The 25097-nt window shown below is 71.5% G+C and carries 23 protein-coding genes and 2 riboswitches; of the genes, 12 read left to right on the forward strand and 11 right to left on the reverse strand.

The features are described from left to right. Positions 1-414 precede the first annotated feature (414 nt). Both AB0D34_RS14145 and AB0D34_RS14150 read left to right on the forward strand, forming a co-directional pair. Complete coding sequence (locus tag AB0D34_RS14145; RefSeq protein ID WP_362661195.1) at positions 415-1605, forward strand: hypothetical protein; 1191 nt, start codon at positions 415-417, stop codon at positions 1603-1605. 97 nt (positions 1606-1702) lie between these two features. After that, a complete protein-coding gene (locus tag AB0D34_RS14150) occupies positions 1703-1855 on the forward strand; it encodes a hypothetical protein (RefSeq protein WP_362661197.1) in 153 nt (50 codons plus the stop codon). A 54-nt stretch (positions 1856-1909) separates the two neighbouring features. On the opposite strand, the gene AB0D34_RS14155 is transcribed toward AB0D34_RS14150, so the two are convergent. The 3 genes from AB0D34_RS14155 to AB0D34_RS14165 are packed head-to-tail and all read right to left on the reverse strand — an operon-like array spanning position 1910 to position 4858. Next, positions 1910-2866, reverse strand: coding sequence for a 3-oxoacyl-ACP reductase (locus tag AB0D34_RS14155; RefSeq protein WP_362661199.1), 957 nt, complete (start codon positions 2864-2866; stop codon positions 1910-1912). Between the two features lie 9 nt (positions 2867-2875). Next, positions 2876-3952: a Zn-dependent alcohol dehydrogenase gene (locus AB0D34_RS14160; protein ID WP_362661201.1), complete on the reverse strand. Its 1077-nt coding sequence runs from the start codon at positions 3950-3952 to the stop codon at positions 2876-2878. 30 nt (positions 3953-3982) lie between these two features. After that, entirely contained in the window at positions 3983-4858 is an 876-nt protein-coding gene (locus tag AB0D34_RS14165; RefSeq protein ID WP_362661203.1) for a MaoC/PaaZ C-terminal domain-containing protein, read from the reverse strand. Between the two features lie 334 nt (positions 4859-5192). Between AB0D34_RS14165 and AB0D34_RS14170 the strand changes: the two genes are divergently transcribed. Further along, positions 5193-6893 carry a histidine kinase gene (locus tag AB0D34_RS14170; RefSeq protein ID WP_362661643.1) on the forward strand — a complete coding sequence of 567 codons (1701 nt, stop codon included), beginning with the start codon at positions 5193-5195 and terminating at the stop codon, positions 6891-6893. Positions 6894-7033: 140 nt separating this feature from the next. Further along, complete coding sequence (locus tag AB0D34_RS14175) at positions 7034-7666, forward strand: response regulator transcription factor (RefSeq protein ID WP_362661644.1); 633 nt, start codon at positions 7034-7036, stop codon at positions 7664-7666. Positions 7667-7679: 13 nt separating this feature from the next. Here AB0D34_RS14175 and AB0D34_RS14180 read toward each other — a convergent pair whose 3' ends face one another. The 3 genes from AB0D34_RS14180 to AB0D34_RS14190 are packed head-to-tail and all read right to left on the reverse strand — an operon-like array spanning position 7680 to position 10492. Next, positions 7680-8477 carry a hypothetical protein gene (locus AB0D34_RS14180; protein WP_362661205.1) on the reverse strand — a complete coding sequence of 266 codons (798 nt, stop codon included), beginning with the start codon at positions 8475-8477 and terminating at the stop codon, positions 7680-7682. Next, positions 8477-9016 carry a SigE family RNA polymerase sigma factor gene (locus tag AB0D34_RS14185; protein ID WP_362661206.1) on the reverse strand — a complete coding sequence of 180 codons (540 nt, stop codon included), beginning with the start codon at positions 9014-9016 and terminating at the stop codon, positions 8477-8479. Before AB0D34_RS14185 ends, AB0D34_RS14180 begins: the two co-directional genes overlap by 1 nt. A gap of 51 nt (positions 9017-9067) precedes the next feature. Then, complete coding sequence (locus AB0D34_RS14190) at positions 9068-10492, reverse strand: MFS transporter (protein WP_362661208.1); 1425 nt, start codon at positions 10490-10492, stop codon at positions 9068-9070. Positions 10493-10658: 166 nt separating this feature from the next. Here AB0D34_RS14190 and AB0D34_RS14195 point away from each other — a divergent pair, with 166 nt between their 5' ends. The 6 genes from AB0D34_RS14195 (at position 10659) to AB0D34_RS14220 (ending at position 16934) form a co-directional block, all read left to right on the forward strand. Then, complete coding sequence (locus tag AB0D34_RS14195; RefSeq protein WP_362661210.1) at positions 10659-12392, forward strand: MFS transporter; 1734 nt, start codon at positions 10659-10661, stop codon at positions 12390-12392. A 586-nt stretch (positions 12393-12978) separates the two neighbouring features. After that, complete coding sequence (locus AB0D34_RS14200; protein ID WP_362661211.1) at positions 12979-13644, forward strand: class I SAM-dependent methyltransferase; 666 nt, start codon at positions 12979-12981, stop codon at positions 13642-13644. Positions 13645-13654: 10 nt separating this feature from the next. Beyond that, on the forward strand, positions 13655-14554 hold the full coding sequence (locus AB0D34_RS14205) for an N-acetylmuramoyl-L-alanine amidase (RefSeq protein WP_362661212.1): 900 nt from the start codon (positions 13655-13657) through the stop codon (positions 14552-14554). An 86-nt stretch (positions 14555-14640) separates the two neighbouring features. Beyond that, complete coding sequence (locus tag AB0D34_RS14210; RefSeq protein ID WP_362661214.1) at positions 14641-15486, forward strand: hypothetical protein; 846 nt, start codon at positions 14641-14643, stop codon at positions 15484-15486. Between the two features lie 103 nt (positions 15487-15589). Continuing rightward, positions 15590-16600, forward strand: coding sequence for an LLM class F420-dependent oxidoreductase (locus AB0D34_RS14215; protein ID WP_362661216.1), 1011 nt, complete (start codon positions 15590-15592; stop codon positions 16598-16600). A gap of 40 nt (positions 16601-16640) precedes the next feature. Continuing rightward, complete coding sequence (locus AB0D34_RS14220; protein ID WP_362661218.1) at positions 16641-16934, forward strand: hypothetical protein; 294 nt, start codon at positions 16641-16643, stop codon at positions 16932-16934. A gap of 84 nt (positions 16935-17018) precedes the next feature. Here AB0D34_RS14220 and AB0D34_RS14225 read toward each other — a convergent pair whose 3' ends face one another. The 3 genes from AB0D34_RS14225 to AB0D34_RS14235 are packed head-to-tail and all read right to left on the reverse strand — an operon-like array spanning position 17019 to position 20571. Continuing rightward, positions 17019-18089: a prenyltransferase/squalene oxidase repeat-containing protein gene (locus tag AB0D34_RS14225; RefSeq protein WP_362661220.1), complete on the reverse strand. Its 1071-nt coding sequence runs from the start codon at positions 18087-18089 to the stop codon at positions 17019-17021. Beyond that, positions 18086-18820, reverse strand: coding sequence for a class I SAM-dependent methyltransferase (locus AB0D34_RS14230; RefSeq protein WP_362661221.1), 735 nt, complete (start codon positions 18818-18820; stop codon positions 18086-18088). Before AB0D34_RS14230 ends, AB0D34_RS14225 begins: the two co-directional genes overlap by 4 nt. Next, positions 18814-20571, reverse strand: coding sequence for a glycosyltransferase family 4 protein (locus AB0D34_RS14235; RefSeq protein ID WP_362661223.1), 1758 nt, complete (start codon positions 20569-20571; stop codon positions 18814-18816). Before AB0D34_RS14235 ends, AB0D34_RS14230 begins: the two co-directional genes overlap by 7 nt. A gap of 206 nt (positions 20572-20777) precedes the next feature. On the opposite strand from AB0D34_RS14235, the gene AB0D34_RS14240 reads away from it, so the two are divergent. After that, entirely contained in the window at positions 20778-21413 is a 636-nt protein-coding gene (locus tag AB0D34_RS14240; protein WP_362661225.1) for a TetR family transcriptional regulator, read from the forward strand. 301 nt (positions 21414-21714) lie between these two features. Beyond that, positions 21715-21890: riboswitch (TPP riboswitch) on the reverse strand. Positions 21891-21969: 79 nt separating this feature from the next. Here AB0D34_RS14240 and AB0D34_RS14245 read toward each other — a convergent pair. Then, complete coding sequence (locus AB0D34_RS14245; RefSeq protein WP_266381693.1) at positions 21970-22203, reverse strand: ferredoxin; 234 nt, start codon at positions 22201-22203, stop codon at positions 21970-21972. A 6-nt stretch (positions 22204-22209) separates the two neighbouring features. After that, positions 22210-23667, reverse strand: coding sequence for an aldehyde dehydrogenase (locus AB0D34_RS14250; RefSeq protein ID WP_362661227.1), 1458 nt, complete (start codon positions 23665-23667; stop codon positions 22210-22212). 170 nt (positions 23668-23837) lie between these two features. On the opposite strand from AB0D34_RS14250, the gene AB0D34_RS14255 reads away from it, so the two are divergent. Then, positions 23838-24863, forward strand: coding sequence for an MBL fold metallo-hydrolase (locus AB0D34_RS14255; protein WP_362661646.1), 1026 nt, complete (start codon positions 23838-23840; stop codon positions 24861-24863). 69 nt (positions 24864-24932) lie between these two features. Then, positions 24933-25007: riboswitch (cobalamin riboswitch) on the forward strand. The last annotated feature ends 90 nt before the right edge of the window (positions 25008-25097 follow it).

Below are 25097 nucleotides of genomic sequence, written 5' to 3' on the forward strand. Positions count from 1 at the left end.
AGACGGGGCGACCTCGCGGACGGAGCACGTGATCACCGAGGACGGGGAGGCTCCGCGGACGGAGCGCGGGACGGGCGGGGGTTCGTTGGCGGAGGGCGGGACGGGCGGGGTTCACCGCGGACGGACGGCGGAACGGGCGGAGGTTCACCGTTGGCGGAGGGCGGGACGGGCGGAGGTCCTCCGCGGACGGAGCACGGGACGGGCGGAGGTCCTCCGCGGACGGAGCACGGGACAGGCGGAAGTCCTCCGCGGACGGAGCACGGGACAGGCGGAAGTCCTCCGCGGACAGAGCACGGGACAGGCGGAAGTCCTCCGCGGACAGAGCACGGGACAGGCGGAAGTCCTCCGCGGACAGAGCACGGGACAGGCGGAGGTTCACCGCGGACGGACGGCGGGACGGGCGGAGGTTCACCGTTGGCGGAGCGTGGGACCGGCAGGGCTTCTCCGCGGACGGGGTGCGTGATCACCGCCGACGGCTCCTACGCGGCCCGGCTCGCCCACGTCGGTGGCTCGTGGTTCCCGGAGCGCTGGACCCTGGACGGCCCGGAACCCTACGCGGTGCCGCTGCCCGCCCATCAGCCCGAGGAGCCCGGCACCGAGGTGCAGCCGATGGGCGACGGTCGGGTGCTGATCAGGCGGTTCGCGGACGGGCGGCACAACTTCTCGCTGCTGTACCCGACCGGGCCGCAGACGGGCGAGCTGCCGCTGGGCGCGGTGGAGTGCCCGGACCAGGGGACGGTGCTACGGCTGCTGCCGCCGGCGCCGGGCGGTGAGAAGGCGTACGCCCTGGCCGTGGGCCTGCGCTCCAGCGCCGTGTGGCTGGTCGCGGGCGGGGCCTTCGGGCCCGAGCACCTCGCGGAACTCCCGGGGCGCTGCTCGGGTGGGGTGTGGCTGGACCGGGCCGGACGGATGCTGGTGCTCGACCGGGAGGTCGGCGGGCGGACCAAGGCGGTGGTGGTCGATCTGGAGCGGGGTGGCGAGGTCTCCCCTCTCCTCCAGATCGCCGAGGACAGCGACGACCGGCTGCTGCTCGCCGACCCGGACAGCGGGCTGCTGCTGATCTCCTCGGACGCGCCCTCGCCGGGGCGGGAGCGGCTGGGCTGGGGGGTGCTGGGCAGCACGCTGCCGGTGCGTTTCCCGGAGTGCCTGCGGGTGCCGGACTGCGCTGTGACGCCGTTCGCGATCCAGCCGGGGCACGTGCTGATGCCGGAGAGCTGCGGGGTGGCGCTGCGGATCGACGGCCCGATGGGCAGTTGGGTGGGCGTGTGGCGGCCCGCCGCCCGGCAGGTCGAGCATCTCCCGGCGCCCGAGGGGTGGTTGGCGGGCGCCGGGCTGTGGACCGAGGACGGGGAGCTGCTGCTGCCGTACGCCACGGCGGACACGCCGTGCGGGGTGGCGCGGTGGGCGGTGCCCTCGCGCGGCGGGGCCCCCACTGGGGAAGCGGGGGGCCCGGGGGGAACGGGGGCGGGGGAAACGGGCCCGGAGGATCCGGAGGGCGCCGGCGGTACGGCCGCACAGGCACCCCCACCGGATCCTCCGGAGCCTGTCGTGGCCCGTCCCGTGCCTTTGCAGCAAGCACCGTTGGGCAATCTTGTAACGAACTAGTGCCGGTTGGTGTGGCCGTCTGGATTCGCCCCGTGGTGGGCCGGTTAAACTCGCCCCGCTGTAAGAAAGATCATGTTGACGGGGTGAATTACTTCCGATGAGCGACGCCAGCAAGCACCAGTCGACTGCCGACGTCCAGGAGTCCACCGGCCACGGTAGGCACCGCGGCCCGGTCTCGGTCCAGGACAGCGAGACGGCCCCGCGCGGCCGTCACCGCAAGTCGGTCGAGCAGACCGAGGCCGCGGCCTGAGGGCAGACGGCGCACGGCCCCGCCCCTCCTGTGAAGGGCGGGGCCCCTGCGCGTCTACTCCCGCTTGAGACCCAGCACTTCGGCCGCCGCGAACGTCTCCCCCGCCGGCCGCCGCGCGTAGTGCGGGGTGAGCAGCGCGTCCAGTTCGTCGTAGGTGAACGCGTCCTGCTTGCTGTCGAACTTGGCCTGCACCCGCGGCCGTTCGACGACGACCACCATGCCTCCGTGTACGACGAGCAGCTGGCCGTTGACGCGCTCAGCGGCGGGTGAGGCCAAGTAGCCGACGAGCGGGGCGACATGCTCGGGGGCGAGGGGGTCGAGTCCCGACTCGGGCTGCTCGAAGCCCGCTCCGGAGAAGACGTCCTCGGTCATCCGGGTGCGGGCGCGCGGGCAGATGGCGTTGGCGGTCACGCCGTACTTGGCGAGGGCGAGCGCCGTGGAGGTGGTGAGTCCGACGATTCCGCCTTTGGCGGCCGCGTAGTTGGGCTGTCCGGCGGACCCGGCGAGGAAGGCCTCCGAGGAGGTGTTGACGATACGGCCGTACACCGGCGCGCCCGCCGCCTTGGACCGCTCGCGCCAGTGCGCGGCCGCGAACCGGGTCGTGTTGAAGTGGCCCTTGAGGTGGACCCGGATCACCGCGTCCCACTCGCCCTCGGTCATGGAGAAGACCATGCGGTCGCGCAGGATGCCCGCGTTGTTGACGAGGATGTCGAGCTTGCCGAACTCGCTGACCGCCAACTCAACGAGTTTTTCCGCCTGTTGGTGGTCCGCCACGTCTCCGGTGTGGACGACCGCCTGCCCGCCCGCGGCCCGGATCTCGTCGGCGACCTGTTCGGCGGGGCCGTCGGAGGCCTCGCCGGAACCGTCCCGGCCCGGCTGTCCGTAGTCGTTGACGACCACGGCCGCGCCGAGCCGGGCCAGCTCCAGCGCCTCGGCCCGGCCCAGGCCCCGGCCGGCGCCGGTGACGATCGCCGCGAGCCCGTCGAGTGGCAGTGCCCCTGGCTGTGTCATGCGGGGCCCTCAGATCTCGATGCAGGTACGGAGCGAGGTCCCCGAACGCATCTGGTCCAGCGCCTCGTTGATCTCGCTCAGCGGCACCCGGTGGGTGATCAGGCCGTCCAGGTCGACGCGGCCCGCCCGCCACAGGGCGATGGTCCGCTCGTAGGAGCGCAGGACGTCCCCGCCGCCGTACATCGAGGGCAGGATGCGCTTCTCGTCGAAGAACAGCTCGAACATGTTGAGCTGGAGGTTGTCGTCCATGGCGCCCGCGCCGACGACCACGAGGGTGCCGCCGCGCCGGGTGGTGTCGTACGCCGTCCGCGCGGTGGCCGACTTGCCGACGACCTCGAAGACGTAGTCGAAGCCCTCGCCCGCGGTCACCTGCTGCTTGGCGTCGGCGAGTTCGTCCGGGGAGACGGCCCGGGTGGCGCCGAACTTCAGGGCGGCCTCGCGGCGGGAGGCGACCGGGTCGACGGCGACGATCTCGGCGGCTCCCTTGAGCCGAGCGCCCTGGATCGCGGAGATGCCGACGCCCCCGCAGCCGATGACGGCGACCGACGAACCGGCCTCCACGTCCGCGGTGTTGAGCGCGGCGCCGAGTCCGGTGGTGACCCCGCAACCGATCAGCGCCGCTATGTCGAAGGGCACGTCGTCGGGTATCGGCACCGCGCAGCCCGCGTCGACGACGACCTCCTCGGCGAAGGTGCCGGTGCCCGCGAAGCCGAAGACATCACCGCCGGGGCGATGGAAGTTGGGGGTGCCCGCGTTCATGAACCCGGCGAGGCACAGTTCGGTCTGACCGCGCTTGCAGGCGGGACAGGCGCCGCAGGCCGGCAGCCAGCAGACGACGACCCGGTCGCCCGGCTTCAAGGTGCTGACGCCCTCATCGACTTCGAGGATCTCGCCCGCGCCCTCGTGTCCGGGGACGAAGGGCGCCGGCTGCGGGAGGACGCCACCCATCGCGGACAGGTCCGAGTGGCACAGCCCGGTGGCCCGTACCCGGATCCTGACCCTGCCGGGGCCGAACCCCACCGCCTCGACGTCGTCGTGGACTTCGAGCTTTTCCTGGCCGATCTCGTGCAGTACGGCTGCGCGCATGGTGCGGCTCCCCTCAGGGTCATCCAGGGTTCAGGAGTGTTCGACGATGGTGTCGGCGAGGACGGGCGCGTCGTCCCGCTCGACGGCGGAGACGGCGACCCTGGTGGACTCCGGCCCGTGCCACATCCGGATCCGCAGGGTCTCCCCCGGGTACACGACCCCGGCGAACCGGGTGACGTACGACCGCACCCGGGTCACGTCCCCGCCGAGCAGTGTGTCGACGACCGCCTTGAGTGTCATGCCGTAGGTGCACAGCCCGTGCAGGATGGGCCGTTCGAACCCTGCGACCTTGGCGAACTCCGGGTCGGCGTGCAGTGGGTTCCAGTCGCCGGAGAGTCGGTAGAGCAGGGCCTGGTCCTCGCGGATCGGGCGCTCGACGGTCCGGTCGGGCTCACCGGTGGGGGGCTCCAGGCGGGCCGAGGGTCCCCGGTCGCCGCCCCAGCCGCCCTCTCCCCGTACGAAGATCTGGGCGTCGTTGGTCCACAACGGGCCCTGCGCGTCGGCGACTTCGGTCCGCATGACCAGGACGGCCGCCTTGCCCTTGTCGTACACGGCGGCGATCCGGTTGGTGGCGGTGGCGGTGCCGGTGGCCGGGAGGGGTCGGTGGAGGGTGAGCGACTGGCCTCCGTGCAGGACGCGGGCGAGGTCGACCTCGATGCCCGGCATGGACAGTCCGCTGATCACTCCGGGCGAGCCCGAGCCCGCGACGGTGGCGAAGCTCGGCAGGACGTGCAGCCGGGATTCGAGGGTGTAGCGCAGCTCGTCGGGATCGGTGGCCGGATTCTGTTTCTCGGGGTTCGAGCCCGCCCCGATCCCGAGGTGGTAGAGCTGGACGTCCTTCGAGGTCCAGGAGATCTCACCGGTCCGGGGCTCGGCGGCGAGGGCTGTGGCGGCATCGATGGGCATACGGCTCCTGACAGTGACGGATTCAAGACCCCGGTACGGCCGTCCGCACCGTCGGCCGCACCGAGGTCGTCACGGGCCGATCTAGAACGCGTTCCAGTCCGGCGCCCTCTGTATAGCCGAGCGCACCGCACTTGTGAAGGCTCCTGACGGAGTGTCAGGTCTGTGGCTCCTCCTGGCTCCGGCACCCGTGACATTTGTCCTGCCCGAGTGCGTACATCCGCCTCTGCCGGGCGAGGGAGCTGATCCGTAGCGTGGTCCCGTCGCCCCGGTGCCACGCGGGGGACCTCTGAGCGGAGGAACGGTCATGTCCTGGTCGCACAAACTCTCGTGCCGCGTGGACGCGATCCGCGAGGACGTCCGGGCGGCGCGGGAGCACCAGCGCTACTACGCGGCGAACAAGGACCGCCTCAAGGCCGAGTACAAGGCCGCGCGGAAGGCCGGGGAGACCCCCACCAACGCGGGCCTCGGCAGCGGCTTCGGTCTGCTGCCCTGGCTGCTGCTGGGGATGGGCGCCTTCTCCAACCTCTTCCAGGGCGAGACACCCAGCCCGTGGATCGGCGGTCTCGGACTGTTCACCTTCAACTCGCTGTACATCTACGTCGCCTTCCGCGCCTTCCGCAAGGAGACCCGGGAGGCAACCTCCACGCGGGTGGCGCTGGTGCTGATGGGCCTGGTGACCTGCGGTCTGGCGATGGGGTACGGCGGCAACTGGCTGCTGTTCTTCCCCCTGTTCGGGCTCGCGACGGGCGCGGTGGTGCGGCTGCCGCACCTGCGCTGGGTCGGTACGGTCGTCGCCGTGGTCGCCGGCGTGGCCTCCGTTCTGCGGGACGGCTGGGGCGGGCTCGACACCGCGTACGCCACCTGGATCTCCACGATGGTGACGGCCGCGATCATGTCCCTCTCCGAGGCGGTACGGCAGTTGCGGGAGGCCCGGGAGGAACTGGCCCGGCGTGCGGTCGAGGAGGAGCGGCTGCGGTTCTCCCGCGATCTGCACGATCTCCTCGGACACACGCTGTCGGTGATCGTGGTGAAGTCCGAGGCGGCCCGGCGGCTGGCGCCCCGTGACCTGGACGCGGCGCTCGTCCAGATCACCGACATCGAGTCGGTCGGCCGGCAGGCGCTGACCGAGATCCGCGAGGCGGTGACGGGGTACCGCGAGGGCAGCCTCAGCACGGACCTCGACCGCGCCGCATCGGCCCTGCGCGCGGCGGGCATCACCCCTACCGTCCACCGCTCCGGGCCCCCGCTCACCGCCCAGACGGAGGTCCTGCTGGGCTGGGTGGTACGCGAGGCGGTGACCAACGTGGTACGGCACAGCGGGGCGGGGCGGTGCGAGATCTCGGTGGAGGGGTCTGCGGAACGGGTACGGCTGCGGGTCTGGGACAACGGCCCGGGGGCAGCAGCGGGCACGGGGCCGACCGTGGGGCGTGAGCCGGTGGCGGGACCGGGACCGGCGTCGGGCAGGGAGCCGACCACGGGCACGGAGGCGGCCGGTCATACGGGTCATGCGGAGGCCGCCAATCACACGGGCCAAGCGGAGGCGGCCGGTCATACGGGTCATGCGGAGGCGGCCAGTCACCCGGGCCAAGCGGAGGCGGCCGGTCATAGGGGTCAAGCCATCCACTCGGAGCCGACCCCCACCACGGGACCGCCCACTGGCACAGGCCAAGCCACGAGCACGGAACCGGCCACTCCCACAGAGGCGGCCACTCTCACCGAGGCGGCCTCTCGCACGGGACGAGCCCTGAAAGCAGGTCCGGCCACTGGCCCCGAGCACCCCTCCGACGCCCGCCTCCCCGGAAGCCCCGCCCCCGAACCACCGGTTACGACACCGGCGTTCGCGTCCGTTCCGGGCATCGGCGGTACCGGTCTCAAGGGGCTCACCGAACGGCTGGCCGCGGCCGGCGGGCGGTTGGAGGCCGGGCCTGGGCCACGGGGTGGGTTCGTGGTGCGGGCCGAGTTGCCGGTCGAGTCGGTGGGGCCGACACAGCCCGACGGGTCGGCGGAGACCACGCGCGAGGTCCAGGTCGGTTGACGCACCCCGTCACGCCACACGGCTTCCCGACTTCTCAACTCCCCCATCTGCTCTGCAGTTCTCAAAGACCACGCGCGATCAGCGCACCGGCGCCGGACCCCACCGCCCCTCGGCGCCCCTACTCTTGGGCCGTGAACGAGATGCCCCGCAATCACCGTCCCGCCAAGTCCATCCGTGTGCTGCTCGCCGAGGACCAGGGGATGATGCGGGGGGCGCTCGCGCTGTTGCTCGGGATGGAGCCGGATATCCAGGTCGTGGCGCAGATCGCGGCCGGGGACGCGATCGTGGACGCCGTGCTCACCCACCGGCCCGATGTCGCGCTCCTCGACATCGAACTGCCGGGCAAGAGCGGTCTGGACGCCGCCGCCGAGCTGCGCGACCAGGCGCCCGACTGCCGGGTGTTGATCCTGACCACCTTCGGCCGGCCCGGCTACCTGCGGCGGGCCATGGAGGCGGGTGCCGCCGGTTTCCTCGTCAAGGACGGCCCCGTGGAGGAGCTCGCCGCGTCCATCCGCCGAGTGCTGACCGGCGAGACGGTGATCGACCCCGCGCTCGCGGCGGCCGCCCTCAGTGCCGGGCCGAACCCCCTCACCGCCCGCGAGTGCGACGTCCTCAAGGCCTCCACGGACGGCGCGACGGTCGCCGACATCGCCGACAGGCTCCACCTCTCCGAGTCCACCGTCCGCAACTACCTCTCCGCGGCCATCGGCAAGACCGGCACCCGCAACCGGATGGAGGCGGTACGGGCAGCCCGGCAGCAGGGGTGGCTGTGAGCCCGGCGGCTCCCTACCCGATCACCTCCGCCGTCTTGTACTCGGCGCCCCGCGGTGCCAGGCACACGAACCAGTTGTAGGGGGAGCCCTCCGGAGACCGGATCGCCTGGACGTCGGTGCCGCTCCCGGGGCCGGCCTTCTCCACCACCGTCGCCGTCCCGTTCGTCCAGGTGCAGTTGACGCGCTCGGCGGTCTTGGCGATGTAGCCGATGACGAGACGGATGTCCGCCTTGTCGTCGGGCTGGAGCGGGACCGAGCCGGAGATGAGGTCCGTGCCGGCCATGGTGTCCGACTCGGGGACCGTGTTCTCCATGACCTTGGTCGCCCTGTCGCCGTAGTCGCGGTACACGAAGTACGTGATCTTGCCGATGAGGTCGGAGGCGGTGTGGGCGTCCGGCGGGGTCTGGCCGCGCGAGGCCATGGCGGCGCGCTGGGCCTCGGCCTGCTTCTCGTCGTGCGGGGCCGACCACACGTCGATCAGGACCCGCCACTTGGTGCCCTGGTCGGTGCCGGTCGCCAGCGTGGTCCGCAGGGCCCTGGACGGGTCGGCGTCAGCCAGGAGGGGCGGCTGGGTCGCCACCTGGCCTCCGTCCCGGCCCGGCAGCCCCGCCACCGCGAGCGTCGCCGAGGAGCCCGCGAGGACCAGTGCCGTCGCCGCGGCCACCGCCCAGCGACGGGCCCGGCGCCGACGGCCACCGCGGATCACCGCCTCGTAGGGGGCTATGCCGATCTCGACCTCGTCCGCGGCGTCGGCCAGCAGGAGGGCGATGTCGCTGTTGCTCATGTCCTGGTTCTCCCGGTCCGCGCTCATCACTTCCGCCCTCCCTGCGTCACCATGTCGGCCAGTCCGGGTATGGCGCGAAGTTTCGCGATCCCCTTGGCCGCGTTGCTCTTCACCGAGCCCACCGAGCAGCCCATCGCCTCGGCCGTCTGGGTCTCGGTCAGGTCCTCCCAGTAGCGCAGGACCACCGCCTCCCGCTGCCGGGGCGGCAGCTCCGCCAGCGCCTTCAGCAGGGCGCTGCGGTCCTCGGCCTGGGCGATGCGGTCACCGGTGTCGGCGATCTCGCGCACCAGCCCCGAGTCGTCCTTGGGGGCCAGGAACTCCCTGAGCCTCCTGCGGTGCCTGCGCGCGTGCGCGTTGATCATCACGCGCCGTACATACGCCTCCGGATCGTCCGCCGAGCCGACCCTGCGCCAGGCCACATAGGCCTGTTCGAGCGTCGACTGGACCAGGTCCTCCGCGGCGTGCTGCTCCCCCGTGAGGAGAAATGCCGTCCGCATCAGCCGCGGCCAGCGGCCGATGACAAAGCTCTGGAACTCCTCGTCCCGAGCCTGTTTCCGATCCCCCATGGGCACCTCCTAGATGTCTAAAGGAGTCCATGAGCGGCCCGGACCGTTGCCTCACGTCACCGGAATTTTCCGAGGCAGCCACACCAGCATGAGCACCACCCCGGCGAGCAGCACCCCTGTCCCCACCCGGAACGCCAGGGCGTATCCCTCCGTCAGCGCCTCCGGCGAACCCGCACCACCTGTCCGTGCCGCCGCCAGCGTCGACAGCACGGCGAGCCCCAGCGAGCCGCCCATCGTGCGCGAGGTGTTGACGAGCCCGGACACCAGCCCGGCCTCCCCCGGCGCCGCCCCGGAGGTGGCCAGCGAGGCGAGCGGGGTCGAGGCGAGGCCCGCGCCCAGCATCATCAGGATCCCGGGACCCATGATCGAGGTGACGTAGCCGCCGTCCCCGGTCATCGTCGACTGCCAGCCGTAACCGGTGACCGCGACGAGTGTCCCCAGGACCGCCACCCGGCGGGCCCCGAGCCGGTGCATGAGGCGGGGCGCGAGCTTGGAGCCGAGCACGATGGCCAGGGAGCTCGGCAGCATGGCGAGTCCGGCTTCCAGCGGGGAGTATCCGAGGACGTTCTGGGCGTAGAGCGTGATGAAGTACCACGTGCAGAAGAGGGCGGACCCGCTGAGGAACATCGCCGCGTTCGCCGACGCCACGGCCCGCACCCTGAGCAGGCCGAGCGGCATCAGCGGGGCGGCCGTACGGGACTCGACGAGCAGGAACCCGCAGATCAGCACCAGCCCGACCGCCAGCGGGACCAGCGTGGCGGCGGCCGTCCACCCCTCGGCCTCGGTCTGCGAGATGCCGTACGCCAACACCGCAAGGCCCCCGGTGACCAGCAGCGCGCCCGGCAGGTCGAGGCGCCGGCGGTCGCCGCTGCGGCTCTCGTTCAGCCACCACAGCGAGCCCAGGAACACCAGGCCGCCGACGGGGACGTTGATCAGCAGGACCCAGCGCCAGGACAGGGTGTCGACCAGGAGTCCGCCGAAGAACGCGCCCGCCGCTCCGCCGCCCGCGCCGACGGCGGTCCAGGTGGCGATGGCCCGGGCACGCGCGGCGCCCTCGGGGACGGCCGAGGTCACGATGGTCAGCGTCGAGGGGGCGAGGACCGCCGCGCCGAGGCCCTGTGCGGCCCGTGCGAGCAGCAGTTCCCCGCCCTGCTGGGCCAGGCCTCCGGCCAGCGAGGCCGCGGTGAACAGGCCGAGGCCGACCAGGAACATCCGCTTGCGGCCGTAGAGGTCACCGGCCCGGCCGCCGAGCAGCATGAACCCGGCGAAGGCGATGGAGTAGGCGTTCACGACCCACTGGAGCCCTGATGCGCTCATGCCCAGGTCGGCGCGCATGGACGGCAGCGCCACGTTGACGACGGAGACGTCGAGCACGACCAGGAACTGGCCCGCGCACGCCAGCGCCACGACCAGCCAGGCGGGGGGTGCGGAGCGGACACGAGGGGGTCTGCGGGTGGCGTCAGCGGCTTCGAGCATGACCGCCATGGTCTCAACCGGCCCCGACTTCCCCAAGAGAATATAAAGAATTCGTTAGTACGCCGAAGCATCGGAATAGTTGCCCATGCATACGTAGTTCAAGCCACACGTAACCAGAGTCCACGTCCCACACAGCCCGATCTCCAGGCCCGGAGGCCTCCCTCACATGACGCACACGCCGACCGACCAGCCCACCCGGAGAGCGTCCGGCGCTGTCGTCCCGGTGCTCGCCTTCGCGGGCATCGTGGTCGCGGTGATGCAGACCCTGCTCGTCCCGGTCATCAAGGACCTGCCGCAACTGCTGGACACCGCGCCCAGCAACGCCACCTGGGTCCTGACCTCCACCCTGCTCTCGGGCGCCGTCGCCACCCCGATCATGGGCCGCCTCGGCGACCTGTACGGCAAGCGACGCATGCTCATCCTCAGCCTCGCCGTGATGGTGGCCGGCGCCCTGGTCAGCGCGCTCACCAGCGACCTGCTCACGATGATCGCCGGCCGCACCCTCCAGGGCTTCGCCATGGGCGCGATCCCGCTCGGCATCGGCCTGATGCGGGACATGTTGCCCCGCGAGAAGCTCGGCTCGGCCATGGCCCTGATGAGCTCCTCGATCGGCGTCGGCGGCGGCCTCGCGCTGCCCCTCGCCGCGCTGATCGCCCAGCACGCCGACTGGCACGCCCTCTTCTACGGCGCCGCGGGCCTGGGCGCCCTCTCGATCGTCCTCACCCTCCTCGTCGTACCGGAGTCCCCTGCGCGCGCCGAAGGCACCTTCGACGTTCTCGGCGCGATCGGCCTCTCCACCGGACTCGTCCTCTTCCTCCTGCCGATCACCAAGGGCAGCGACTGGGGCTGGACCTCGGCGACCACGCTCGGCCTCTTCGCCGCCGCCGCGGTGGTCCTCGTCCTGTGGGGCGTGATGGAACTGCGCCTGAAGGCCCCCCTGGTCGACCTGCGCACCACCGCCCGCCCGGCGGTCCTCTTCACCAACCTGGCGTCGATCATGGTCGGTGTCTCCTTCTACGTCGTCTCGCTCGTCCTTCCCCAGCTGCTCCAGCTCCCGAAGGCGACGGGCTACGGTCTCGGCCAGTCGATGGTCACCGCGGGCCTGCTGGTCGCTCCGCTGGGCCTGACGATGATGCTCACGGCGCCGGTCTACGCCCGGCTGTCCGCGAAGTACGGTCCCAAGGTCACCCTCATCCTCGGCATGCTGATCATCGCGATCGGCTACGGCGCGGGCCTCGGCCTGATGAGCGCGGCCTGGCAGAGCCTCGTGATCGCGGTGGTGCTGGGCGCCGGTATCGGCCTCGCGTACTCCTCGCTGCCCGCCCTGATCGTGGGCGCGGTCCCGGCCTCGGAGACGGGCGCGGCCAACGGTCTCAACACGCTGATGCGTTCCATCGGTACGTCCGTGTCGAGCGCCGTGATCGGGATGGTGCTGGCGAACACCGCGAACACCGTCGGCGGTGTGGAGATACCGACCATGCACGGCTTCCGGGTCTCCTTCCTGATCGCGACCGGCGCGGTGGCGATCGGCCTGCTGATGGCGCTGTTCCTGCCGAAGCCGAACCGGGCGCCGCAGCTGCGGGCGAGCAGTGAGGAAGAGGCGAATCTGGAGCGGGCCGAGGAGGTTCTGCGGGGGTTCCGGGGCCGTGTCCTCGACGCGTCCGGGGCTCCGGTCGCCCGCGCCAAGGTGACGCTGATCGACCGGCGGGGACGGCAGGCGGGGGCGACGCTGTCCGCCGACGACGGCACATACGTCCTCACCGTCCCCGCCCAGGGCGCCTACGTCCTCGCCGCCCGCGCCACCGGCCACGGCCCCCTCGCCTCCTCGGCCACCCACACGGGCGACGACCGCGCGATCGCCCTGGACCTGGCCCTGCCGGGCGAGACGGTCACGGCCTGACCTACGGCCGGCCGGTCCCCACCCCCTCCCCGCGCCCGGGGCGGGGGTGGCCTGCGTCGGGGGGCACGCGGAAGGCCGTAGGACGGAGGCAGGACCCGCGAACTCACACCGGTCCAGACGTCGGACCCGTCCCGACGCAGGCCCGTTCACGGGGTCCGCTCCCGTGCAGCCCACCCACGTCCCCACGCCACGCGCGGACTCATCCGACTCGGCATGCCGCGCCGTCGGTCCTCGTCCCCGATCCGCAGCACGACTGCACCGACCGTGCCGACCAGGACAGGAGCGCATCGACGAACGGCCACTGCCACCTCACCTGCCACCGAGGGGCGCCGGGCGCCGGCCCGCCCGGCACACTCATCAGGCTGGGCTCCCCCTCCCGCCGGCCCACCCCGGCTGCATCCGGCAGCGCGACGGCCGGTGGCGCACGCGCTTCACTCTCCCCAGCAGCGCGGCGATCGAGCCCCCGGTCCCCCCTCCGGAGGAGCATGCGGCAGCATGGGGCGCCCGGACGTACGTACGGCGGTGGATGACGGTCGTACGACGTCGCCCGCACGCACGACTGACCCGTACGACCGAGAGGACCCCCATGGCCGCGGCCGCACCCAAGCCCGAGATCCTGGCCGCCTTCGAGGCCGCCAAGGGGTTCATGCCCCTGGGCGAGGGCCTGGCCCTCTACGAGGCCGCCCTGGACGCCGGGCGGCTCGGGCTGCCGTTGCTGGAGGTCGGGACGTACTGCGGTCGCTCCACGATCCTGCTCGCCGACGCGGCCCGGGAGGCCGGTGTCACCGCGCTGACCGTCGACCACCACCGGGGCAGCGAGGAGCAGCAGCCTGGGTGGGAGTACCACGATCCGCAGACCGTGGATTCCGAGCTCGGGGTGATGGACACCCTGCCGGCCTTCCGCAGGACCCTGCACCGGGCCGGGCTGGAGGACCATGTGGTCGCGATCGTCGGCCGCTCTCCGCAGATCGCGAAGATCTGGGGCTCCCCGCTCGCCCTGGTCTTCATCGACGGCGGCCACACCGACGAGCACGCGAACGCCGACTACGAGGGCTGGGCCCCCCACGTGGCCGAGGGCGGGCTGCTCGTCATCCATGACGTGTTCCCGGAACCGGAGGACGAGTTCACCGGCCAGGCTCCCTACCGGATCTACCTCCGGGCCCTGGCCTCCGGCGCGTTCACGGAGGTCTCCGCGACCGACTCGCTGCGGGTGCTGCGACGGACGCGGGCGGGGATCCGAGAGCACGGTTAGAGTCGCAGACGTGTCGTACGCAGGCCCCGAATTCGATTCCCCCCAGCCCCGCCGCCCCCGCCGCAGGCCGCTGACCCTCGCCCTCGCCGTGCTCGTGCCGGGTGCGCTGCTCGGATGGCTGGTGTACGAGGGGGTGGGCGGGGCGGCCGACGGCGGAGCGACAGCCGCCCCGGGCAAGGAGGCGAGCGCTCCGCCGACCGTCTCCTCCACCACCGCCGACGACAAGGAACCCGCCGCCCCGCTCAAGGGCAAGGTCGTCGTCATCGACCCGGGGCACAACCTCACCAACTTCCGGCACACGGCCGAGATCAACCGCAAGGTCGACATCGGCACCAACCGCAAGGAGTGCGACACGACGGGGACGTCCACCAACTCCGGTTACGCGGAAGCCAAGTTCACCCTCGACGTCGCCCACCGGCTGCGCGCGCTGCTGGAGAAGCAGGGCGCGACGGTGAAGCTGACGCAGGACGGCGACCGGCCCTACGGCCCCTGCGTGGACGAGCGGGCCCGGATCGGCAACAGGGCCGAGGCCGACGCGGTGGTGTCGATCCACGCGGACGGCGCGGACGCCGGGCAGCGCGGCTATCACGTGATCCTGCCGGGCCGTGTCCACCAGGGCATCGCCGACACCCGCCGGATCGTCGCGCCCTCCGCCGCACTCGGCAAACTGATCGCGACCGACTTCGGCCGCGCGACGAACACCAAGCCCTCCAACTACATCGGTGACGGCACCGGACTGGTCACCCGCAAGGACCTGGGCGGCCTCAACCTGTCAACGGTCCCCAAGGTGTTCATCGAATGCGGCAACATGCGCGACAGCAAGGACGCGGCACGGCTCACGAGTGCCGCCTGGCGACAGAAGGCCGCGCAAGGAATCTCTGAGGGAATCGTGAGTTTCTTGCGCGGGTAACGATCAGCGCTCCGATCCCGTCGTACGCTCCGCCCGGGCGGACGATAGGGTCTACCGACGACGAGACGACCTACGAAGGACTTGAAGTGAATATCCGCTCCCTCACTCGAGGCGACGGCGTGGTGATCGGAGCAGCGGTACTGCTGTTCATCGCGTCGTTCCTCGATTTCTACTCGGTCGACGGGGCCTCCGACGACGCCGATCTCCCGAGCGCGTGGGCGAGCGGCCCGTTCGTGATGGGGGTCGTCCTCGCCGGCATCATCGGTGCCGCGCTCGTCGTGGTGGCGCGGGGCCTGCCGCAGGTGCCCAAGGTGGCGGGGCTCGACCTCGGCCAGGTGGGCACCGCGTTCACGGTCTTCGCCGCCTGGAGCGCGCTGGGCAACGTGTTCGACCCGCTGAGTGCCGCGGACTACGGCTCCAGTTCGGACACCGTCGGCGCCGGTGTCGGCCTGATCCTCGCTCTCGTCGCGACCCTGATCATGGCCGGGGCGGCCGTCGCCACCCCGCTGGTCCCCGCCCTGAAGGCCGGTCTCGTCCCGGCCCCCAAGCCGCCCCAGCCGCAGCCCTACGGCGCCCAGCCGCCCGGTGGTTACGGCTACCCGGGCGCCCAGCAGCAGGGTCAGCCGGGACAGCCCGGGCAGCCGGGTCAGCCCTACGGCGGTCAGCCGCAGCCGGGGCAGCCGTTCGGTGCGCAGCCCCAGCCGCAGGCGCAGGCCCCGCAGCCGCCGGCCGCGGAGTTCTCGCCGTTCTGGTTCGCCGTGCCGGTGCCGCGTCCGCTGTTCGCGGAGGACGGTTCGCCGACGCCGATCGCCGAACTCGCGCCGGGTACCTGGTACTTGGCCGTCGAGCAGCGCGGTCCCGGACTGGTCGCCCAGACGCAGGACGGCCGCCGTGGCGTGCTCCAGGACACGAGCGGCATCCAGCGCGGCTGAGCCCTTCGAGGTCGTACGACGGCCCCTCGCCCCTTCCGGGCGGGGGGCCGTTGCCGTACATTCGCGAGCGACCCGAAGAGCTGACACAGCGTCAGGAGGCGTCGTGCGACTCGGTCTTGCGCTCGGCTACTGGGGCCGTGGCCCCGATGACCGCCATGTACCGCTGGCCCAGGAGGCGGAGCGGCTCGGGTACGACTCGGTGTGGACGGCCGAGTCGTGGGGGTCGGACGTGTTCACACCGCTCACCTGGATCGCGGCGCGGACGTCGACCATCAAGCTGGGTACGGCGGTTGCCCAGATGGCCGCCCGCTCCCCGACCACCACGGCCATGCACGCCCTCACCCTGGACCATCTCTCCGGCGGGCGGATGATGCTCGGTCTCGGGCTGTCCGGGCCGCAGGTCGTCGAGGGCTGGTACGGCCGCCCGTTCCCCAAGTCACCGCTGACCGCGACCCGGGAGTACGTCGAGGTCGTACGGCAGGTCCTGAGGCGTGAGGGGCCGGTCGAAGTGGACGGCCGTTTCCATCCGTTGCCGTACCGGGGCCCGGACGGCACCGGTCTCGGCAAGGCCCTCAAGCCGATCACCCATCCCCTGCGCGCCGAACTCCCCGTGCTCCTGGGCGCCGAGGGACCGAAGAACGTCGCGCAGACCACCCGGATCGCCGACGGCTGGCTGCCGCTGTACTGGTCGCCGACCCGTCCCGAGGTGTACGAAGCATCGCTCGCCGACGCACCCGAGGGCTTCCTCATCGCCCCCATGGCCCAGGTGCGGGTCTGCGACGACGTCGCCGAAGGGCTGTTGCCCGTCAAGACGATGCTCGGCTTCTACATCGGCGGCATGGGCCACGCGGCCCGCAACTTCCACGCCGACCTGATGGCCCGCATGGGCTACGAGGACGAAGCCCGCCGCATCCAGCGGCTGTTCCTCGAAGGCCGGCGCGAGGAGGCCGTACTCGCCGTCCCGGACGCCTTCGCCGACGAGATCTCCCTGGTCGGCCCGCGCGAACGCATCGCCGAGCGGCTGGAGTCCTGGCGCAAGGGCCCGGTGACGGACCTGCTGGCCCTGGCCCCCGATCCGCACACGCTGCGGGTGCTGGCGGATCTGAACGCATGACACCAGGTTTCGTCAAGCGATTCGGGGCCATCCGAACAACATGTCCACTGAAACGCGCCGTGGTGCCAATTCCGCCGGGACGGTCATAGCGATCGTCGCCGACATCATGGCCCTCATCCTGGGCCTGTGGATCCTGATGTACCTGCTGGACGCCAACCCCGCGAACGACTTCGTGCAGTTCATCCACGACGCCGCCCGCTGGCTCGCCGGCTGGTCCTACGACCTCTTCACCTTCGACGAGGCCTGGGCACGAGTAGTAGCCGGCTACGGCCTGGCAGCGGTGGTGTACCTGTTCGTCGGCCACGCCATCGCGAATCGGGCTCACCGCCACTGAAACGCGCCCCGCAGGGGCGCGGGGAACTGCGCGACCAGCCACAGAACACCCGCACCCGCCGACGAACAACAACCACCCGTGCGCTCAGGCGCAGCAGTCCGGATCCAACCCCGACGGCAACCGGTCCCCCGAGAACACCGCACAGGTCGCCTCGTGACCCCCGAGCGCGGCGACCGCCAGCAGCAACGACCCCGCGGTCCACGTCGTCAGCTCCCGTGGCCAGATCGCCGAGTCCTCGAACACGAACCCCGTCCAGTACAACCCGCTCTCCGCGTCCCGCAGATGCTGGATCGACTGGAGGATCTCCAGCGCCCGGTCGGACTCGCCCGTCGCCCACAGGGCCAGCGCGAGTTCGGCCGACTCGCCGCCCGTCACCCACGGGTTGGGGAAGACACAGCGCACTCCGAGGCCGGGGACCACGAACCGGTCCCAGTCCGCCTCGATACGGGACTTGGCCTCCGCGCCGGTCAACGCCCCGCCCAGGACCGGGTAGTACCAGTCCATCGAGTAGCGGCCCTTGTCGAGGAACCGCTCCGGGTGCCGGCGGATCGCGTGCCGCAGCGCTCCGACCGCCAACTCCCAGTCCGGCTGCGCCTCTTCACGCTGCTCGGCGATCGCCAGCGCACACCGCAGCGCGTGGTGGATCGACGACGACCCGGTGAGCAGCCCGTCCGCGACCGCCGTACCGTCGTCCTCCCGCTTCCAGCCGATCTGCCCGCCCGGCTGCTGAAGCCCCAGCACGAACTCGATCGCCGCGTACACCGCCGGCCACATCCGGTCGAGGAACGTGTCGTCCCCGGTGGACAGATAGTGGTGCCACACTCCTACGGCCATGTAGGCGACGAAGTTCGTCTCGCGCCCCCGGTCGGTGACCTCCGCGAAGTCCCCGTCCTGGTATGACGCGTACCAGGAACCGTCCTCGTTCTGGTGCCGCGCGAGCCACTCGTACGCCCGCTCGGCCGCCTCGTGCTCCCCTGCCGCGTCCAGCGCCATCGCGGCCTCGGTGTGGTCCCAGGGGTCGAGGTGGTGCCCGCGGAACCACGGGATCGCCCCGTCCTCCCGCTGCACGGCCAGGATCCCGGCGACGGTCGCGGCGGCCTGCCCGGCGGTGAGGACCCCGGGCAGGACGAGGTGTTCTGTCCGGGGAGTGGTCACGAGCCGGCCACCTGCGGCAGGTGCGGCTTGGTCGCGTACGCCACGAAGCTCTTGCCGATCAGGGGGTTGAGGGCCTGCTCGGCGACCCTCGTCGCCAGCGGCTTCTTCATGATGTCCCAGACCAGCAGCTTGTGGTACGCCTGCACCGGCAGCGCCTTGTCGTTGTCGACGCCGAACGCGCACTTCAGCCACCAGTACGGCGAGTGCAGCGCGTGCGCGTGATGGGTGCCGTAGGGCTTCAGGCCCGCCTCGCGGATCTTCGCGAGCAGTTCGTCCGCCTTGTAGATGCGGATGTGGCCGCCCTCGACCTCGTGGTACGCGTCGGACAGCGCCCAGCAGACCTTCTCGGGGCCGTAGCGCGGGACGGTGATGGCGATCCGGCCGCCCGGCTTCAACACCCGGACCATCTCGGCGAGTACGCCCTTGTCGTCCGGGATGTGCTCCATGACCTCGGAGATGATCACGACGTCGAAGGACTCGTCGGGGAAGGGGAGCGCCAGGGCGTCGCCCTCCATGGCCGTCGCGGTGGCGCCCTCGGGGGCCTCGCCCGCCTCCTTCATCGCCGCGAACCACTTCGCGACCTCGCGGATCTCCTCGGCGTTCTGGTCCAGGGCCACGACCTGCGCGCCGCGCCGGTAGCACTCGAACGCGTGCCGGCCGGCCCCGCAGCCGAGGTCCAGGACGCGGTCGCCCGGCGCGAGCGGGAACCGGGAGAAGTCGACGGTCAGCACGTGGCCCTGCTTTCGGGATAGACACCGGTGTCTGCGGTGGAGGCCGCGGGGGCGGTCCTGGGAGTGGCGGATACGGCACTGTTCGAGGGCGCGGGAGCGGAAGGGGAAGCGGCGGACGGCTCGGTCGCGACGGCGGTGGCCGCCTCGCGCCCCTCTTCCGTCCCGGCTTCCGAGCGCCCCCGGCGCGGGACCCCCGGGCCCGTCGCAGCCGCCGACGAGCCGGACGCGGTTCCCTTCGCAGCGGCGGTGGCCCCCTCGCGATCCTCTTCCGTCCCGGCTTCCGAGCGCCCCCGGCGCGGGACCCCCGGGCCCGTCGCAGCCGCCGACGAGCCGGACGCGGTTCCCTTCGCAGCGGCGGTGGCCCCCTCGCGATCCTCTTCCGTCCCGGCTTCCGAGCGCCCCTGACGCGGGACCCCCGGGCCCGTCGCGACCGCCGACGAGCGGGACGTGGTTCCCTTCGCGGTCGTGGCGATCGCCTCGCGGTATCTGGTCACCGTTCCCTCGGCGGCGCGTGCCCAGGTGAAGCGGGCGAGCACTCGCTCGCGTCCCGCCGCCCCGAGCCGTGCCCGTAGCTCCGGGTCGCCCAGCAGCCGGCTGAGCCCCACCGCCAGTGCGCCGGAGTCGCCCGGCGGCACCGCGAGGCACGTCTCGCCGTCACGTCCCGCCACCTCGGGGATCGCGCCACCCGTCGTCGCCACCAGGGGGGTCGCGGTCGCCATCGCCTCCGCCGCCGGGAGGGAGAAGCCCTCGTAGAGCGACGGTACGCAGGCGACCTCCGCCGAGCGGACCAGGTCGACCAGTTCCGCGTCCGAGATGCCCTTGACGAAGTCGACGGCGCCTTCGAGGCCGTAGCGCTCGATCGCCTGGGCGACCGGGCCCTCGGTGGGCCGCTTGCCGACGACCACGACATGGGCCCCGGGGTGTTCGGTGCGCACCTTCGCCAGTGCCTCGACGAGGAAGACCAGGCCCTTGAGGGGGACGTCCGCGCTGGAGGTCGTGACGATCCGGCCGGGGACGACCGGCACGGACGGATCCGGCGAGAACTGGTCCGTGTCGGCGCCGATGTGGACGACGTGGATCCGGTCGTCGCGGACGCCCAGGTGGTCGACGATCTCCTGGCGGGAGGTGCCGGAGACGGTGAGGACCGAGGGGAGGCGGCGGGCCACCCTCTTCTGCATGCGGGTGAAGGCGTACCAGCGGCGCTTGGACAGCCGCTGCTGCCAGCCGTCGGCCGCGTCCAGCTCCAACTGCCGGTCCACGGTGATGGGGTGGTGGATGGTGGTCACCAGCGGGGCGCCGACGTCGCCCAACAGGCCGTAGCCGAGGGTCTGGTTGTCGTGGACCACGTCGAACTCACCAGTGCGGGCCCGGAGATGGCGTCGGGCCCGCAGGGAGAAGGTCAGTGGCTCGGGGAAGCCGCCGGTCCACATCGTGGCGACTTCCAGGGCGTCTATCCAGTCCCGGTACTCGTCGCGTTTCGGGGTGCGGAAGGGGTCCGGGAAGCGGTACAGGTCGAGGCTCGGCAACTCCGTGAGCGGCACGCCCTCGTCGAGGACGGGGTACGGCTGGGCGCCGATGACCTCGACCCGGTGGCCGAGGCGGGCCAGTTCGCGTGAGAGGTGCCGGGTGTAGACCCCCTGGCCCCCGCAGAACGGGTTCCCCTTATAGGTGAGGAGCGCGATACGGAGCGGTCGCTCGCCGTCGGCGGCCAGGTCCTCGGAAGACCCCGCCTGACTGGCCTCAGCGGTCACTCTTGGCCCCCTTCTGCCTGCGCTGTCCCGCGAGATTACGACGAGACGGTAATCTAGAACAAGTTTCAGACTTGATCGTTCAGGAGGCTCTGAATCTACCGGCAGGTAGGGGCCCTGTGAGCGGTGGATCGGGTGATTCACGCCACGACCCGTACGCTGGCATGCTGAGTGATCGCACACCCTCACGCACTGTCACTGAACCCAAGGTGGACAAGGTGGCCAAGCCGCCCAGAGTGGAAGCCAGTACCGCACGGCCGGACACCCCGCCGCTGACCGAGCGGCAGGAGGCGCGGCGCCGCCGCATCCTGCACTCGAGCGCGCAGTTGGCGAGCCGGGGCGGGTTCGACGCGGTGCAGATGCGGGAGGTCGCGGAGTCCTCCCAGGTCGCGCTCGGCACCCTCTACCGTTACTTCCCGTCCAAGATCCATCTGCTGGTCGCCACCATGCAGGACCAGCTGGAACACATGCACGGCACACTCCGCAAGAAGCCGCCGCAGGGCGAGACGGCCGCCGAGCGGGTCGCGGAGACGCTGATGCGGGCCTTCCGGGCGCTGCAGCGCGAGCCGCACCTGGCCGACGCGATGGTCCGCGCGCTGACCTTCGCGGACCGCAGTGTGAGCCCGGAGGTCGACCAGGTCTCCCACCAGACCACGTTGATCATCCTGGACGCGATGGGCATCGAGAAACCGACCCCCGAGCAGCTGTCCGCGGTCCGCGTCATCGAGCACACCTGGCACTCGGCCCTGATCACCTGGCTCTCGGGCCGCGCCTCCATCGCCCAGGTGAAGATCGACATCGAGACGGTGTGCCGCCTGATCGACCTCACGGAACCGCGGCCCTAGCCGCACTCCGGGGTGAGTCCGTGGCCGTGATGTTTGCTCTTGCCGACGTCCAGGCCGAAAAAGACGCCAGTCCCGTTGATGTCGATCACCGTGCCCCCACATGCATCGATGCCGTGCCGGCATTGGCGGTGGGGCCGTTCGCGCGCATCCACGTCATGCAGACCTGCCGCCCGCGCGCGACCCGGCATTGCACCGGGCCGCGCGGTGGCCGGACCTCTGATCAGCGTCTCCGACAGCAGCCCTCTTGGCAGGGCCGCGAAGATGGGGGGGGCGGCGAGGGAGACCTGCTGGACGCGACGAATGACCTACGAGACGGGTTCCCTTCGCCGGTATGACCCGGATCAGGTCCTGGGGGTCGCCGTCGAGCCCTACTGCTGCTCTCCGGCCTCTCAGCCCGACCGTCGACGTCGGCCCTGGCGGAAGCCTTCACTTCCTGCCCGAGTCGGCTACTCCGCTCGGACTCCCTCACTCGTCTCGTAGGCCTGCTTCCAGAATAGAACGCTCGTCCGTGAATGAAACCCCTCAAACCATGATTTTTAGGACAATCACCGGGCGTCTACTCCTCCGGCGGGAACACCGGCTCCCCGCTTCCCAGCAGGCTGATCATGATGGCCTCGACCGGGCAGTTCTCGGCGGCCGCCAGGATCTTCTCGTTGGCGTCGGTCTCCGGATCCGCGGGGTGGGACTGGCGGGCCGTGTCGAGGCGGAAGCCGTCCGGGGCGGTGTGGACGCACTGGGCCGAGCCGATGCACAGGGAGCGGTCGACCTCGACGTGCCAGCGGTCCCCCATCGCGGCTCACGCCTCCCAGCCGGCCGGCAGATGGATCATCTTGTGCTCCAGGTACTCGCCGTAGCCCTCCGGACCGAACTCCCGGCCAAGGCCCGAGTTCTTGTAGCCGCCGAAGGGGCCGAGCATGTCGAGGCTGAAGGTGTTCACCGAGTAGGTGCCGGTGCGGACCTGGCGGGCGATCTCGATGCCGTGCCCGGTGTCGGCCGTCCACACACTGCCGGAGAGGCCGTAGTCGGAGTCGTTGGCGATCTTCACGGCCTCGGACTCGTCGCCGTAGGGGAGCAGGCAGATCACCGGGCCGAAGATCTCCTCGCGCGCGATCCGCATCGAGTTGTCGACGTCCCCGAACAGGGTCGGCTCGACGTACCAGCCGCGGTCCAGGCCCGCCGGGCGCCCACCGCCGGTGAGGATCTTGGCGCCCTCCTCCTGGCCGATGCGGATGTAGTCGAGGTTGCGGCGCTGCTGGCGTTCGGCGACCAGGGGGCCGACCTGGGTGGCCGGGTCGAGCGGGTCACCGACGACCAGCGCGCTCGCGGCCGCCGCGAAGGCCTCGGCGAACTCGTCGTAACGGGAGCGGGGCAGCAGGATGCGGGTCTGGGCCACACAGGCCTGTCCGTTGTTCATCCAGGCGTTCGGGACGATCCCGGCGACGGCCGTCTCGACGTCCGCGTCCGGCAGCACGACGGCCGCCGACTTTCCGCCCAACTCCAGTGTCACGCGGGTGAGGTTGCGGGCGGCGACCTCCATCACGCGCTTGCCCGCGCCCACCGAGCCGGTGAAGGAGACCTTGTCGACGCCGGGGTGTCCGACCAGGTACTCGCTGACCTCGCGGTCCGCCGGGAGGATGGAGAGCACCCCCTCCGGCAGCCCGGCCTCCTTGGTGATCTCGGCCAGGACGTACGCGTCCAGCGGCGTCTCGGGCGACGGCTTGAGCACCACCGTGCAGCCGGTGAGCAGCGCGGGCGCGAGCTTGGCGGCGGCGACGAACTGCGGGACGTTCCAGGGGACTACGGCGGCCACGACCCCGACGGGCTCGCGGCGCACGAGGATGCGGCCCAGGACTCCGTCGCGCGCCTCCTCGTACGTGAAGTTCCGGGCGACCGTGATCGCCGAGTCCCAGACCATCATCGCGCCGAGGGCCTGCGCGAGAACGCTCCAGGAGTACGGGGAGCCGTTCTCGGAGGAGATCACGCGGGCGATCTCCTCGTGCCGTATCGCGATGGCGTCCTTGATCCTGGTGACGACCTCGATGCGCTCGTCCAGCGTCATCCGCGGCCAGGGTCCCTCGTCGAAGGCGGTGCGCGCGGCGGCGACGGCCGCGTCCACGTCCGCCCGGGAGGCGTGCGGCACCCGTCCGATGACCTCCTGGGTGTGCGGGGAGATCACCTCGATGACGTCCTTGCCCAGGGGGTCGGTCAACTCCCCGCCGATGAACAGCTGTCCGTGTTCCAAGAGCTCGGCCATGACGACTGCCTCCCTGGGGCGGCTTACTGACGATCCATCAGATACGGAAACTGATACCAGTTCCACTCCGAGGAGTCCACGGGCCGCACACCACGGCTGTTGGTGACCTCGGGCTACCGTCGAAACCCGTTCTAGTTATAGTGAGCCGGGACCCGGTGATTGGGGAACTCATGGCGCAGGTGTACGACCACGGCGGCGGTGTCCGGTCCGTTCGGGTGCCGATCCCCGACAACCCCCTCGGCCACACGCTCGTGTACGCCGTCGAGACCGACCGCGGACTGGTCCTCGTCGACACCGGGTGGGACGACCCGGCCTCCTGGGACACCCTCGCCGAGGGGCTCACCGCGTGCGGCACCGACGTCGGCGAGATCCACGGCGTGGTCATCACCCATCACCACCCCGACCACCACGGTCTGTCCGGCAAGGTGCGGGAGGCCTCCGGCGCCTGGATCGCGATGCACGCGGCGGACTCCGCGATCGTGCGGCGCACCCGGGAGACCCGCGCCGAACGCTGGTTCACCTATATGACGGCCAAGTTGGAGGCCGCGGGCGCCCCCGAGGAGCATGTGGCCCCTTTGCGCACCGCTCGCCGCCGCGAACTCCCGGGCTTCTCCCCCGCGTTGCCCGACCGCGAGATCGTCCCCGGCGAACTCCTCGACCTCCCCGGCCGCAGGCTCCGCGCGATCTGGACCCCGGGGCACACCCCCGGCCATGTCTGCCTGCACCTGGAGGAGGAACACCCCGCCCAACTGCCCGGCCACGGCCGCCTGTTCTCCGGCGACCACCTGCTCCCCGAGATCACCCCGCACATCGGCCTGTACGAGGACCCCGACGACGCCACCGTCACGGACCCCCTCGGCGACTACCTCGACTCCCTGGAACGCGTCGGGCGCCTCGCCCCCGCCGAGGTCCTCCCCGCCCACCAGCACGTCTTCACCGACGCGAGCGCCCGGGTACGGGAGCTGCTCGCCCACCACGAGGAACGCCTCACCGACCTGCACTCCCTGCTCGCCGAACCCCTCACGCCCTGGCAGCTCGCCGAGCGCATGGAGTGGAACCGGCCGTGGGAGCAGATCCCGTACGGCTCACGGAACATCGCGGTCTCGGAGGCCGAGGCGCATCTGCGGCGGCTGGTGAAGCTGGGTCGGGCGGAGGCGGTGCCGGGGAGCGAGCCGGTGACGTACGCGGCCGTCTGAGCACACAGGTGGCTCTCAGCCGCTTCCCTACGGGCGAGTAGAGTGGCCAGGTCGTCATCACACCCGTACAGGGGGAAGCCGGTGCGAATCCGGCGCTGACCCGCAACCGTGAGCCGCATCCATGAGCGGTGAGCCGGACTGCCCCGCACGGTTCGTGACCGGCTCGCGCGCACCGGCAACCGGCCGGTGTGCGGCACCGTCGAGGTATACGGAGCCGAGCCGCCCGGGGCTCCT

The organism is Streptomyces sp. NPDC048420, assembly GCF_040651535.1.
Lineage (GTDB): Bacteria > Actinomycetota > Actinomycetes > Streptomycetales > Streptomycetaceae > Streptomyces.